The organism is Haloferula sp. (assembly GCF_049672945.1).
Lineage (GTDB): Bacteria > Verrucomicrobiota > Verrucomicrobiia > Verrucomicrobiales > Akkermansiaceae > Haloferula.
Genome location: NZ_JBATWY010000212.1, coordinates 33,102 through 46,355, shown reverse-complemented (window position 1 = coordinate 46,355; position 13,254 = coordinate 33,102). Strand labels below are relative to the sequence as shown.

Annotated in this window: 11 protein-coding genes; 5 read left to right on the top strand and 6 right to left on the bottom strand. The window is 58.0% G+C overall.

Features of this window, described 5'->3' with window-relative positions; translation table 11 throughout:
• Positions 1–95 precede the first annotated feature (95 nt).
• The 3 genes from WBG04_RS18610 to WBG04_RS18600 form a co-directional block, all read right to left on the bottom strand.
• The gene (locus tag WBG04_RS18610) at positions 96–665 is read right to left on the bottom strand and encodes a hypothetical protein (protein ID WP_424316219.1); all 570 of its coding nucleotides are present in this window, start codon (positions 663–665) and stop codon (positions 96–98) included.
• A 222-nt stretch (positions 666–887) separates the two neighbouring features.
• A complete protein-coding gene (locus tag WBG04_RS18605) occupies positions 888–1,304 on the bottom strand; it encodes a VOC family protein (protein WP_424316218.1) in 417 nt (138 codons plus the stop codon).
• Positions 1,305–1,664: 360 nt separating this feature from the next.
• Positions 1,665–2,654 carry a hypothetical protein gene (locus tag WBG04_RS18600; protein ID WP_424316217.1) on the bottom strand — a complete coding sequence of 330 codons (990 nt, stop codon included), beginning with the start codon at positions 2,652–2,654 and terminating at the stop codon, positions 1,665–1,667.
• Between the two features lie 788 nt (positions 2,655–3,442).
• On the opposite strand from WBG04_RS18600, the gene WBG04_RS18595 reads away from it, so the two are divergent.
• Both WBG04_RS18595 and WBG04_RS18590 read left to right on the top strand, forming a co-directional pair.
• Positions 3,443–4,153 (top strand): 3-keto-disaccharide hydrolase, encoded by a 711-nt coding sequence (locus WBG04_RS18595; protein ID WP_424316216.1) that lies wholly within the window; start codon positions 3,443–3,445, stop codon positions 4,151–4,153.
• Positions 4,154–4,222: 69 nt separating this feature from the next.
• Positions 4,223–5,551 (top strand): Gfo/Idh/MocA family protein, encoded by a 1,329-nt coding sequence (locus tag WBG04_RS18590; RefSeq protein ID WP_424316215.1) that lies wholly within the window; start codon positions 4,223–4,225, stop codon positions 5,549–5,551.
• Between the two features lie 29 nt (positions 5,552–5,580).
• Here WBG04_RS18590 and WBG04_RS18585 read toward each other — a convergent pair whose 3' ends face one another.
• Complete coding sequence (locus WBG04_RS18585; RefSeq protein WP_424316214.1) at positions 5,581–5,961, bottom strand: hypothetical protein; 381 nt, start codon at positions 5,959–5,961, stop codon at positions 5,581–5,583.
• Positions 5,962–6,110: 149 nt separating this feature from the next.
• Complete coding sequence (locus tag WBG04_RS18580; RefSeq protein ID WP_424316213.1) at positions 6,111–7,913, bottom strand: peroxidase family protein; 1,803 nt, start codon at positions 7,911–7,913, stop codon at positions 6,111–6,113.
• A 176-nt stretch (positions 7,914–8,089) separates the two neighbouring features.
• Here WBG04_RS18580 and WBG04_RS18575 point away from each other — a divergent pair, with 176 nt between their 5' ends.
• Both WBG04_RS18575 and WBG04_RS18570 read left to right on the top strand, forming a co-directional pair.
• Entirely contained in the window at positions 8,090–10,423 is a 2,334-nt protein-coding gene (locus WBG04_RS18575) for an alkaline phosphatase D family protein (protein WP_424316212.1), read from the top strand.
• Between the two features lie 47 nt (positions 10,424–10,470).
• Positions 10,471–11,865: a dihydrolipoyl dehydrogenase family protein gene (locus WBG04_RS18570; protein ID WP_424316211.1), complete on the top strand. Its 1,395-nt coding sequence runs from the start codon at positions 10,471–10,473 to the stop codon at positions 11,863–11,865.
• A 44-nt stretch (positions 11,866–11,909) separates the two neighbouring features.
• Here the strand turns inward: WBG04_RS18570 and WBG04_RS18565 are convergent, their stop codons facing one another.
• Positions 11,910–12,635, bottom strand: coding sequence for an SOS response-associated peptidase (locus tag WBG04_RS18565; protein WP_424316210.1), 726 nt, complete (start codon positions 12,633–12,635; stop codon positions 11,910–11,912).
• On the opposite strand from WBG04_RS18565, the gene WBG04_RS18560 reads away from it, so the two are divergent.
• On the top strand, positions 12,634–13,248 hold the full coding sequence (locus WBG04_RS18560) for a 3-keto-disaccharide hydrolase (RefSeq protein WP_424316209.1): 615 nt from the start codon (positions 12,634–12,636) through the stop codon (positions 13,246–13,248). The two genes, WBG04_RS18565 and WBG04_RS18560, sit on opposite strands and share 2 nt — an antisense overlap.
• Positions 13,249–13,254: the final 6 nt, after the last annotated feature.

Sequence of the window (13,254 nt, the reverse complement as noted above, 5' to 3'; positions counted from 1 at the left end):
CGAAACAGTCAACGTCATGTCCTGACCCATTTAAGCTATCTGATTTGGCGATTCGATTGCCTGTATCAACAAGGCCGGGGCACGAGTTTCTTGAGTCAGTTTCCGGTCGATTCCGGAATGAACTTCGTGCGGAAGAAGCCCCGCTCGGGAAGGGTCTCCGAGAGTGGCACGGTGAGGCGATCGGGGCTTGGATCGACCGACAGTGTGGTGGGATTCCAGGTTTGAAGGTCCAAGCTTGTCTCTACGGTCCATGTGCCGAGCGCCTCTGGATTTCGCGTGCAGGAAAGGCTACGTGACGGGAGGTCAAACTCCTGCCATCCGGCCGCGTCGGAACGCAAGGGATCGGAACCTCGCGCATATTCCAAAGCCAACGGAACTCTGTCGCCATCGTAACTTCCCCGATCGGCCCCGGGGTCGCCGCTGAAGCCGCTGAGGGAAAGCAGACCGCGAGTCCAAACAAAGTCGATGCCCGACAGTCCGTGTCCGACGCCCAACTCAATTTCAAGAACCTCATCGGCGGGATCCGCTCCATCGGCATCGTAGAGTGCAAGGTCATTGGTGCCGCCCTCGATTCCGAAGTAGTTGCTGCCGGCCACGATGGGTCGATTGGCCCGCAGTTTCCGGGGGTCTTTCCGGAGGTCTTGTACGGGGGTCGGTCCTTGCATTTTGCGTTTGCCTACTACTCTGGTCTGGGGTCCGCCTAGTGTCAGGCTCCTCCAAATTCAAAATGCAAGGACGGACCCCCGGACGGACCAGGACCGACCCCCGGACGGACCCCCGGACGACCCCCGGAGATGTAGTCGATGTTCGGGAAACCGAAGCGGTCGGCGGACTGCGGACAGCCAGTGGCGGTTCGGGACGTGAACTCGTGGGCGATTCCTGACAGGTCAGGTTGCAAACACCTCGTCTGGACGGGAGAAGGTTTTGAACTCGAGTGGATTGCCGTCGGGATCGAGGATGAACATCGTGCGCTGCTCGCCGGGAAGTCCCTCGTGACGGATCCGCGGGCGGACGAGGAACTCGACGCTTGCTTCTTCGAGACGAGCTTGGAGCGCGTCGAACGCGGATGCATCCAAGACGCAACCGAAGTGGGGAATCGGAACCCGGATGCCATCAACTTCGCCACAAAAGTCCAGCTCCGGAAAATGGTCCGAGCGGTGGACGGAGAGTTGGTGGCCGAAGAAGTCGAAGTCGATCCACGTATCGGTCGATCGTCCCTCCCGGCATTCGAGCACCTGGGTGTAGAATTTCCGACAGCGCGCGAGGTCGCGGATCTTGAATGAGTAGTGGAAGGGCTGTGGCATTGCGATAGAGATAGTAGCTTGGATCGCGCTTGTCTAACAAATGGAGTGTGACCCTGTCGGAGCTGCGGAGGTAGAGGGTGCCGCCGGTCAGGCAGGATTCGAGGGCTTCCTGGAAGGCCTCCGCATCGGGGCCGTAACCCTGGATGCGTTGGTGTTGCAGAAGGACATGTGGCAGAAGGACACACCTTTAGTAAAGAAGCCGCCTGAGCTTTGGATTTGAGGCTGGCAAGGTCCCACGACTCGGTCGCAGTGGATTGCTCCTTGGAAGGAATCGGTGAAGAACCCGGCGATTTGGCACGGGGGGCTGTTCCGCCATATTCCAGCCGCTTAGGGCCGCTTGAACTGGGGGTTGGCCGCCAATCAGGATTCCAGCGCCTCCGGATCCCGGCGGCGCCAGTTCGCCGTCAGCGTGCGAAGGCTGGTCTCAAGCGCCTGTGGCTCTTCGATGCGGTTCAGGTATTCGGCACCGAGGGCAGGATCCCGCTGGGCCGCAAACCAGACCAAGCCCTGAACGCTGGTGTCGGTGGCGATTTCCGGGTAGGCATCAATGATCGCCGCCGCCTTTTGAGGGTCTCTCTGTGCCGTGGAACGCACGAGCCCGGAGAACGCCTCATCCCGCGCCGAACCTTCCGGTGCCGCAAGGGCGTAGCCGAGTGCAGCCTCGGTGTCGGTCGCGGCCAAGGCAGACACTGCGTCTCGATAGGCCATGTCGCGTCCCGGACCGTCCATTTCGGCGATCCATCGCATCGTGTCCTCCGGAGAGTCCCGGACCAGCGCGGCCGCCAGTTTTGATGTGGCGACGGCCTTCAGGTCGGGATTCTCAAAATAGTCCGGCCAGAGCTTCGCCTCGTCAGGCCCGAGCGATAGAACCTGCGGAATGACCTGACCCAGAATCGATGGCCTCTCTCTGATGGCCGGTTGGGACTCCAGCAACTGCGCTGCCAAGGCCGGCTGGCTGCCGGCGATGCCCTTGGCGACATACAGGATCGAGTTGTTCAAGCCCCCTTGCCCGGACGGATTCCGATTCGCCCAGGATAGCGCGGAAAGGTAGTCGCTCTCGGCCCACTGCGTGAGGACAGTGCCCCGTTCGAAGTCTCCCGTTGGAAGCTCACGTGCGATGTAGGCCAGTGCCTCTTCCGGACGATCCTTGGCCCATTGACCGAAAAGAATCTCATACTCGCTTCGATGTATTTCGAGTTTCCCCAGGCGAAAGGCCGACACGACTTTCTCCATCTGGGAAGGGTCGATGCTGTCGACGAATTCCAACCACTCCCGCGCTCGATCGACCGGATCGGATTGTCCGAGAATTGTTGCAAGCTCGGTGCTGATCCCCTGGACTTCACCGCTCAAGATCTCTCGGAGACGGGCTGATTTTTGTTCCCAAGCCGGGCGTTTTGAAACCGTCCCAGCCGGCCGAACCCTTGGAGCGGGAGGTGCGTCCGCCTCCGGAGGTCGATCCCCAGTTGCCACTTCGGAAGCTGGTTTTGTGGTGAAACGTACAGCAAGAGGGATCACCGCAAGCAACAGGCACCCCACCGTTAGGAGCACAGCCCGTTGTCCATTCACATTCTCGATTTTCATTGGGCCTTGGGTCGAGCCATCATGCCTACGGATGGAATCCGAAGTGAATAGCTCCGTGAAGTTCCAGCCTTCCCCGGTGATTGGGATAAACCCTGAACGATGGGCATGCAAGCAGGCTCACACATTGGCGGCGGAACAGGCAACGGGTTTGTTGGAATGGGTAATAATCAATTGGTTACCGGCGGAGACCGATTTCCCTTTTTATCTGCCATTCAGCGTTTCCGAGGGTCTTCCGGGGGTCGGTCCTTCTTCCGGGGGTCGGTCCTTGCATTTTGCGTTTGCCTACTACTCTGGTCTGGGGTGGGCCTAGTGTCAGGCTCCTCCAAATTCAAGGACCGCCCCCCGGAGAATGTGTTACCGATATGCTCGGTTCGTACCATGGCGGCCGGATGGGTGAAACGATCACCGGGCGCAAGCTGCGATCATCGGGAGTGTTTGGCGACGGTCGTCCCGATGCTTCAGGGTTCATCAACGGGATTGAAGAACTTACGACTGGTGGCTTGAGCCCTGGAGGAGAGTCGCGAGAGATTCTTCAGTGACGGCACGTAGGCGTTTTCATGAAGTTAGGTCTTATCGCTGCGTTCGTTACGATGTCCGTGCTTGAACTCCCGGCTGAAGATGGCCTTCCCAAGTGGCGGAGTTTGTTCAATGGCCGGAATCTGGATGGATGGGTGGACGTCAATACCTCTCCGGAGACCTGGTCGGTGAGGGACGGAATGCTGATCTGCAGTGGGCGGCCGATTGGCGTGATGCGCAGTGATCGGCAGTATGAGAATTTTGTGCTGCGTATCGAGTGGCGACACATGGAGCCCGGCGGGAACTCGGGCATTTTCGTTTGGAGCGAGGGGAAGCCAGCTCCTGAGCGTCCTTTGCCGAAGGGGATGGAAGTCCAGATGCTTGAGCTCGACTGGATCAACAGGAATCCGAAAAAGGATGGGACACCGAATCATCCCGGTTACATCAGTGGAGAGCTTTTCGGGGCGAACGGACTGACCTGCATTCCGGATAATCCCCGTGGCAGTCGCAGCATGGCTACGGAGTTTCGTTGTAAGCCTCATGGCGAGTGGAATACGTATGAGGTGGTTTGTGTCGATGGCACGGTGAAGCTGGCGATCAACGGCAAATTCGTGAACGGCGTGAGGGATTCCTCGGTCAAGAAGGGCTACCTTTGTCTCGAATCGGAAGGTTCCGAGATTCACTTCCGCAATATCTGGATCATGGAGTTACCGCCGGGAATGGTGACCGCTGCCGAGACGGCGCCGGAATGAGGAATGAGTTTAGATTTGCGAAAGGTATGCCATGAGATGCTCCGTATTCCTCAGCTGATCCGTCGTTCCATGAATCCTTCCCGCCTCACTTCACGCCGCCGATTTCTCAAGCAGTCCGCTGCCGGTGTCGGCATGCTGATTCTTCCCTCGGGCATTGTTTCCGGGAAAAATTCTCCGAACAACAAGCTCAACCTCGCGCTGATCGGTACGGCGGGTCGGGCTGCGGCTCACTTCAAGACGGCGAAGAACGAGAACGTGGTGGCCTTGTGCGACGTCGATGAGAAGCACCTTGCCAGTGCGGCGGGTCAGTTTGCCGGGGCGAAGCATTATGTGGATTGGCGGAAGTGCCTTGAGCAGAAGAATCTCGATGGGATCATTTGTTCGACCACGGACCACACGCATGCCCACATCGCGACGTGGGCGATGAAGCGTGGGCTGCATGTTTACTGTGAAAAGCCACTCGCCAACACGGTGGAGGAGGCCCGGATGGCGCGTGAGGCCTATCTGGAGCAGAAGGGAAAGCTGGCCACTCAGATCGGAACCCAGCTTCATGCGGGAAACAACTTCAAGATGGTAAAGGAGCTGATTCGCGCTGGAGCGATCGGCGAGCTGAAAGAAGTGGCCGCCTGGGGAAACCGCAAGATCCCTCGTTCCGGCTACTTGGCTGCCCAGGGCCAAGCGCCGAAAAACCTGCACTACGACTTGTGGATCGGCCCATCAGCATTCCATCCCTACAACCCCGGCTACTTCGATTATGATGCGGCCGGATCGAATTGTCTCAACTGGAACATGTTTTGGGATTTCGGAAGTGGTCAGATCGGGGACATGGGTTCGCATACCATGGATCTCGCCTGGAACGCGATTGATGCGGAAACTCCGACGTCCATCGTAGCTGATGGTGATGCCTACAACGCCGAGGTGACTCCGGTAAGGTTGACCGCCCATTTCCAGATTCCTGCGAATGACTGGCGGCCGGAAATCAAGTTGTCCTGGTTTCAGGGTGGTGCGATGCCGGCTGAACCCATCCCCGGAGCCTTGAGGGGAATCGGGCACGGAGTGCTCTTTGCCGGCACGGAAGGTTGGTTGGTGTCGGACTTCGGATCCCACGTGATCATTCCGAAGGATGCCAAGGAGGGAGATCGGTACAGTCGCACTGGAATCAAGGGTGGGTACGACCATCAAGGCGAATGGATTGCAGCCTGCAAGGGCGGCGCGAAGCCGTCCTGCAACTTTGACTACTCGGGCAGGATGATTGAAACCATGCTGCTCGGATTGGTGGCCTATCGGACTGGTGAGAAAATCGAGTACGACGGCACGATTGGCAGGGTCACCAACAGCGAGATGGCCAACAGCCTGCTCAGCAAAAGCTATCGCGAAGGTTGGCCGCTGGTGGGGTGAGGGTCGGGTGATGCGCTACCCGGGCGTCGCTACTTTTCCGGAGCGTAAACGACCGTTTTTTCCGTCGCATTGTAGCCGTCGGCACAACGATGGAGCGAATTTTTGTATTCAATGAGACATCCATCGCGGGTGAACCGGAGTTCTCTCTCGGTTCCGGGGAGGACATTGATGCCGTTATACTTGGGATAGCCCGAGTAATCGAACGCTCCAGCGCTGACCTCCCAAGTCAGGTCACGCCAGAAGATGTAGTCCGGGCTCGGGCGGTTATCGACGCGGATGTATGCCTGTTCGGACCAGTTTTCACGCTTCGAAACTTCGGCTTTCGCCCGCGCCAGAATGTCGGATTGAGAAGTCGTGTTGCCGCATCCCGAGAAGAGGAGGGCGAGGGGGATAAAGAGGAGTCGGCGCATGGTCGATTTAAGGGAATGGAATGAGAGAACCCGGATTTCGGTCGACATTTAGAACATTCTTTGAGGCTCTACCATTCGAAATCGCGTGTTTTTAGCGATACGGGCGGGCTCTGGCAGAGTTCGCTTTGAAGTTTGCCATTTTGGCGAGGTCAACGCTGTTTGACGCGGTAGAAGCGTCGCGTTTTCCCGATGGCATCGGCGTCCGTGAAGTTGATCAAGGTCGTTCCTTCTTCTCCGGGTATGTGCATGATGCTCTTGAACGAATGAGGTGAGCCTGGATCGCTGGAGGCTTCGATCTCATAGGCTGCATTGAGGAAGGATGACCATTCCAAGGTGCCACTCCCGTCTGATGGATTGGGGTTGAAGCTTAGGATCTGAGGAGCGGGGACTTCGAAGACAGAAACGCTGTTCGCGACATTCCAGTCGCTGTTGCGTGCAATCACATCGGCCAAGGTGGTCGCCTGAATCTCTGCGAGTTCCTCGCTCGAAAAGGGAGACGAACGGTTGGTATTTTCGAACCAGTTGGGATCGCCGTCGCGCAGCCGCGTGAACTGATCGGTCCAGATCCAATGAAAGGTCTCGCCGAGAATCGAGTTCGGTTGATGATCTTCAGCCATGCTGCCGACCCAAAGGTCGACATCTTCCACGTCATCATTGTAGGCTTGGCTCAGGGCGGATTGGATTCGTGGATCGGAGCTGATGTCATTGAAATCCTCAGCCGGGATCAGGCCGAGACCCCTGCGAACCTGATTGTAGCTGCCGAGACCATGGTCGCGTCCGCGCTGAATATTGAGCGCGGCGAGATCGAGTCCGCCGGCACCCGGTGGTCCGAAGAGCATGTTGCGCACTTCATCGACCACCATCGGATCGGTGCTCTCGAGCGGAATGCAGGCCAGCCCGCGGAGGTAGGGTGTGATGCCCATGTCGGCGACTTCGTGAGGAACAAAGTAGGCGGCCGCGAGGGACAGGTGTCCGGCGGCATGCTCATGGTTCGTCGCGTCCATTCTTGGCATCATCGAGGGGAGCATGGAATGACCGACCCTGAAAGCGGCGGTGGCGAACTCGTTGGAAATGCACGGGTCGACACCGGGTTGGTATCCGTTGTAGTCCGGGATCGAGTTTTCGCCCAGCACGGCAGGCAGGAATTCCCGGTAGGTGATGTTTTGGATCAGGGCGACGAGGTGGCGCCTTGCGAGTTGAAAGAGGTCTTCTTCACTCAAACCTGGCCGGGTGGTGCGGAGGCGGCGTGCCAGCCGGTTGTGCTCGCGCAGAAACAGGGTGTGCATGACGAGCAGGCCGCTTTGTTCGTTGCAGCGGATGTCGCCGGCGATAAAGAGCTCGTCTGGATCCAGAGCCGGATTCTCATTGGCGTTCTCGAGGGGCTCGAGCGGATCGTTGTAGGGTGGGAGTTCGCCGTCGGGGCCGGGGCTTGTCCTGAGTTCTCCATGGGAGAAGAGCCGCAGGGCATTGGTTCGGGAATCATCCGATCCGTAGACGGCGGACCCGTCGATCAATGAAGTGATCTGATTGATTTGTTGAAGGGGTGCTCCTGATCCGATGGAGCGGGTCATGGGAATGAGCTTGGTGCCAGTGCTGAAGGGGTCGAATTCAGGGTCGCCGCTTGGGACGGCGATGGGAAGATCATCACCTCCGGCGTGAATGAGGGTGATGTCATGGTCGATGAATTGTCCCCATTGAAAGACCATCGCTGCCAGTGCCTTGCGGCTTGGGAAAGATGCCGTTTGTGTGCAGATCAAATTGCTGATCAGGCGCGCGCTCAGTAGCCCTCCTCCGCCGCGCGGACTGGAGTTCGAGTCGTCGTAGGCCGGTGCGGTGAGCCTGATGAGTGGGGTGCCTGCCGGGCAGGGCGGATCCAGGGGCTCGGCAACTGCCCTTGGTCCCGTGACGAGAAGCAACGATGCCCAAATCCAGCAGCGGAGAAGCAAAGCCATGGGGCAGATTGCCATTCAATGGGTGGCGATGGCAAACCAATGTATGGGTCATGGCGAGAATGGTTCGTCATTTCGGGAGCATGGCACGGGTGATGGGGCTCTTCGTCGATGAATTCTGGTTTCACCGCAAAACAATGACTGATTGAATCCGCGGCTTTCCTACGTTCTCTCGATCTATGACTGAACCGATCTCGCGACGCACCGGCCTCAAGTTGATCACCGCAGGCTCTCTGATGGGCCTTGGAACCCGTGGATCTCTGGCGATCGATGGCCCGGCGGTCAGAGATCCTTGGGAGAAAACCCACGATCGGGTGTTTCTTGGGGGCGAATTCTGGGCGAATCCGATGGAAGACTGGCAGGTGAGTGAAGGAGGTGCCGAATGCCTCAGTGTCGGCCCCGGTCGGAGCGTGCATTCCCTGACCCACCAGATCACCGGCAATGAGAGCTTCACGATGGCGGTGACCCTGACCCGCCTTGAAGTCGTCGGTGAGGATACTGGTGCGGGGTTCCGGATCGGGGTCAAGAGCGAGCTCAATGAGCACCGCAGCAATTGTTTCGTGACTCGGGGGATCGTGGCTGGTTGGAAAGGGAACCGCCTGATTCTCGATAAACGCGCGGTGCCGCTTAGGAGGGCCGCGTCATTGAAGCGCCTCAGGATTGAATTGAAGGGTGAACCCAAGGCCAACGGCTGCAGCCTGACCTTGATCGCGACCGATCCGGGGTCGGGCGTCGAATTGGGGCGCCTGTCACTTGGGTTTCCGCTCGAAAAGGTGCTCGGCAATGTCTCGATCGCCAACAATCTGGGAGGCGCGCAGAGAACCAGGGTGAAGATTGCTCCAAAGGGTCAGGGCAGCCGTTATCGATTCTCGAACTGGATGCTGAGCGGCGAGGCTTTCACGGTGACACGGGCCAATCGCTTCGGCCCGATCCTGTGGTCGATGTATTCGCTCAGTGATTCCCGCGGCGACGAGGGCTTCGTGATGAAGATGAGCGCTCTAACAGGACCGATGGGAGCGATGGATTGTCAGCTTGTGGAGTTACAAATCATGAAGGATGGCGAATGGACATCCCTCGGTGAGGCGAAGCTCGATCCCGATGCCTGGGTTGCGACTTTCCGGATTCCCAATTGGGATGAAAAGCAGGCCTATCCTTACAAACTGATCTATCGCGAAAAGCACCGTGATGGCAGTGAGACTCCGGATGAGTGGACCGGCTTGATCCGCTCAAATCCCGTGGGCCGTCCCCTTCGGATGGCTGCCCTGACCTGCCAGAACGACTATGGTTTTCCCTATGCGCCCGTGGCCGAGAATCTCCGCAAGCTCGATCCGGATCTGATTTTCTTCTCCGGCGACCAGATCTACGAGAGTCATGGTGGATTCGGCATCATCCGCAATCCGGCCGATCGTGCCATCCTCAACTACCTGAGGAAGTTCTATCAATTCGGGTGGGCTTTCCGGGAGACGATTCGCGATGCTCCGACGCTCTGTCTTCCCGACGATCATGATGTTTTCCAGGGAAATATCTGGGGTGAAGGCGGTAAGAAGATGGAGACCGGGGAGAGCCACGGTGCCTCCTCCAAGGGTGGTTATATTCAGCCCGCCCGCATGGTGCGTGCGGTTCACAAGACGACCGTTGCCCACCATCCCGATCCCTTTGATCCCACTCCAATCAAGCAGGACATCAGCGTCTATTATGGCGACATGGTCTATGGTGGTGTCAGCTTTGCGATCCTCGCCGACCGGCAGTGGAAGAACGGGCCGGAGCACGTTGAAACCGGAGAGGGAAGGGCGGATCACGTTCCCGATCCCGAATTCGACATGTCCACGCTGGATAAGCTGGGCCTCGTCCTCCTTGGAGAGCGCCAGGAGGCTTTCCTCAAAAAGTGGGCGGACGACTGGCGCGGCCACAGCTTGAAGGCCGTGCTCAGCCAGACGGTCTTCGCCGGAATGGCGACGCACCACGGGGCTTACGACGGCTACCTCAAAGGCGATCTGGATTCGGGTGGCTGGCCACAGACCGCGCGCAACCGGGCGATCGACATGATGCGTCCTTCGATGGCCCTGCACATCAATGGCGACCAGCACCTCACCACGCTCAGTCAGTACGGGGTGAAGAAGCAGCGCGATAGCAACTGGTCCTTTTGCACGCCGGCGATTGCAGTGGGTTACCCCCGGTGGTGGCGGCCGGACGAAGTCGGCATGACGCATCAGAACCGGCCCCAGCACGGCAACGAATTTACCGGGGAGTATCTCGATGGCTTCGGCAACATGGCCTACGTCTACGCGGTGGGAAATCCCGTCGTTGGCAAGGCACCAAATCGCTACGACAAGGCCCATGAAAAAGGCAGCGGCTTTGGCTTCATCACCTTCGATACGGAGAAGAAGACCTATTTCATCGAATCATTCCGTTTCAATATCGATGCGACCGACATCAATCCGGAAAATCAGTTTCCTGGGTGGCCGGTGACGATTCATCAGAAGGAAAATCGCGGTGAGAACCTCTTGAAGTAGGAGACTTTGGTTGGCACAGCGCCCCGTTTGGCCGAATACTCTGCGCCATGGAAACAAAACACTTCGACTACATCGTTATCGGTGGAGGCAGCGGTGGTTACGCCGCTGCTCGCACGGCCCGGGAAAGCCTTGAACGGGTCGCGATCATCGATGACGCGCAGCCACTTGGAGGCCTGTGCATTCTGCGCGGCTGCATGCCTTCAAAGACGCTGATCTACTCGACGGAGGTGCTTCACCTGGCGCAGATGGGAACGAAGTTCGGCTTGAGCATTCCCGAGGCGAAAGTGGACATGGCGGAGCTCCATCAGCGAAAGCTCAGGATTATTGGTGAGTTCGCCGACTATCGGCAGGAGCAGTTGCATAGCGATCGCTTCACGCTGTTTCGGAGTCGGGCGAAATTCATCGATGAGAAGACGGTCGAACTGACTGACGGGACAAAGTTGACCGCCGATCACTTCATGATTGCGACGGGTTCGGTGGTGGCAGTGCCGCCGGTGAAGGGTCTCGAGGACCTTGACTGTTGGACAAGCGATGAGGTGTTGGAGCTCGATTTCCTTCCGGAAAAAGTGATCGTGCTTGGTGGAGGGATCGTGGCCTGCGAATTGGCTCAGTTTCTGCGGCGTGCTGGCTCAGAGGTCGTCCAGATTCAACGCAGTTCCCATGTCCTCAAGGAGATGTCACCCGAGGCTTCGGATGTGGTCGAGACAGCCTTTCGCAACGAAGGTATTGTGCTCTACACGGACACGCATCTTCACTCGGTCGAATTCGAGGAGGGGGAGTTTATCGCCCGTTTCGAGCATGAGGGTAAGGACGTCACCGTGAAGGCTCCGCATTTGATGAATGCCTTGGGTCGTCGGCCGGCGAGCGATGGACTCGGCCTTGATCAGGCGGGGGTGGAACTTGCGAAAAGCGGGCATATCAAGTGCGACGGCATGCAGCGCACGAGCAACCCCGGGATCTACGCCTGCGGTGATGTGGCTGGGCCACATGAGATCGTGCACGTCGCGATCATGCAGGGTGAGACGGCGGCGAAACATGCCACCGGGCGGCCAGCCGAGGCGGTGAACTACGACACCCTGTTAGGTGTGGTTTTCACCGATCCGCAGGTGGCCAATGTCGGTCTCGGTGAAGCTCAGTTGAAAGAACGGGGAATTGAGTATCTTTCAGCGGACTATCCTTTCGATGATCATGGGAAATCCATCCTGATGGAAGCCAAGTATGGCTACGTGAAGGTTTTCGCGTCCAAGACCGGGACGGTTCTAGGTGCGGAGTGTGTCGGCAAGGATGCCGGCGAGTTGATTCACGCGCTGGCGGTGGCGGTCAGCTTGAAGGCTGATGTTCGTGACCTGCTCAAGGTGCACTGGTACCATCCGACGCTCTCGGAAATCTGGAGCTACCCGATTGAAGACATTGTCGATGAACTGGGTTCTGCGGAGGCTTGAATGGGTGTCGGCTCAGTTCGTCTGAGATTCGCGCGCAAGACTACTCAGAAGAGTTCTCCCTGGGCGGGAGGTGGTTTCTTTTTGACCAGCGGGTTGGGGGCATCGGCGACTTCGAGTAATTCAGGAGCCGGCGTGAAGCTGCGCAAGTCACCAGCGAGATAGGCATCGACTTCTGCGTCAGTGAGAATGGCCGGCATGCGGTGATGAATTTTTCCCACCGTTGAGTTGGCCTGCGTGGTGATCATTGAGAAGCAGGGTCCAAGGGTTTCCGAGTCTTCCCAGATACCGGCCATGAGAAACCATCCATCGTTCGGCGAGGTGAAGCGATGGGTCCGCTTCTGTCCTTTGGGCCCGGACCACTCGTAGAATGCGGCGACGGGGATGAGGCAGCGCCTTGTTTCAAAGGACTCCTTCCACATCGGCGAATCCAGTTTGTCGGAGCGCGAGTTGTTGATCGGCCCGAGACCTTTCCGCTCGAACCCCCAGCGCATCGTGACGAGATCGCCCGCAGAGTTGATGACCGGAGCCTTGTCGGTGCGGCGAATCAGGCGGAATGAGTCGATCGAGAGAAGCTCGCGGATCGTCGATGCCTTGATTTTCGGTGAAAAACTCCCACCCCGCTTTCCGAGCTCGTAGGCGTTGCACATGCAGGACAGATTGGGTTTGGAATGGTGGTTTGGGGAGCGGAAATTGTGGGCCCGGCGTCTTTCCATCCCGTAGTTCATACTGATTGCTAGACCCGCGTTGTAGGATCCGTAAGCTTGGATCATGATGAAACCGACCATTGCCCTTTTGACCTCTGCTGCCTTCGCTCTCGTCACAAGCCTATCGTTCGCTGAAGAAGGATTCACACCGCTGTTTGACGGCGAGACTCTTGAGGGCTGGAAGGTCTCGGAAAATCCCGCGTCGTTCAAAGTGGTCGACGGCTCGCTCGTTGCCCACGGCCCACGAGGTCACGCGTTTTACGTCGGTGATTTCAACGGGGCCAAATTCACGGATTTCGAACTCAGGCTTGAAGCCATGACCAAGGAAAATTCGAATGGTGGTGTGTTCTTTCACACCGACTGGGTCGATGAAGGTTGGCCGCCGAATGGTTACGAAGTGCAGGTGAACAACACCCACAAGGATTGGCGGAAGTCAGGGGGCCTCTACGCGGTGGTGGATAACAAGGAACCTTTTGAGGACGAGACGTGGATGAAGTACGTCATCCGTGTCGAGAACGGTGTCATTACGGTCTCGGTGAATGGCAAGGAACTCGTCAACCACACGCCCGAAGGTGAGGAGAACAGGCTTCAGAAAGAGGGTGGTGCCATCGCCCTTCAAGCCCACGATCCAGGAAGTGTCGTTTACTATAAAAACATCCGGATCAAGCCCTTGAAGTAACATCGC

Excerpts from the sequence above, each read along its gene's own strand:
- WBG04_RS18605 (WP_424316218.1), bottom strand. The coding sequence starts at position 1,304 with ATGCCACAGCCCTTCCACTACTCATTCAAGATCCGCGACCTCGCGCGC.
- WBG04_RS18560 (WP_424316209.1), top strand. The coding sequence starts at position 12,634 with ATGATGAAACCGACCATTGCCCTTTTGACCTCTGCTGCCTTCGCTCTC.
- WBG04_RS18585 (WP_424316214.1), bottom strand. The coding sequence starts at position 5,961 with ATGCGCCGACTCCTCTTTATCCCCCTCGCCCTCCTCTTCTCGGGATGC.
- WBG04_RS18565 (WP_424316210.1), bottom strand. The coding sequence starts at position 12,635 with ATGATCCAAGCTTACGGATCCTACAACGCGGGTCTAGCAATCAGTATG.
- WBG04_RS18575 (WP_424316212.1), top strand. The coding sequence starts at position 8,090 with ATGACTGAACCGATCTCGCGACGCACCGGCCTCAAGTTGATCACCGCA.
- WBG04_RS18595 (WP_424316216.1), top strand. The coding sequence starts at position 3,443 with ATGAAGTTAGGTCTTATCGCTGCGTTCGTTACGATGTCCGTGCTTGAA.
- WBG04_RS18590 (WP_424316215.1), top strand. The coding sequence starts at position 4,223 with ATGAATCCTTCCCGCCTCACTTCACGCCGCCGATTTCTCAAGCAGTCC.
- WBG04_RS18580 (WP_424316213.1), bottom strand. The coding sequence starts at position 7,913 with ATGGCTTTGCTTCTCCGCTGCTGGATTTGGGCATCGTTGCTTCTCGTC.
- WBG04_RS18610 (WP_424316219.1), bottom strand. The coding sequence starts at position 665 with ATGCAAGGACCGACCCCCGTACAAGACCTCCGGAAAGACCCCCGGAAA.
- WBG04_RS18570 (WP_424316211.1), top strand. The coding sequence starts at position 10,471 with ATGGAAACAAAACACTTCGACTACATCGTTATCGGTGGAGGCAGCGGT.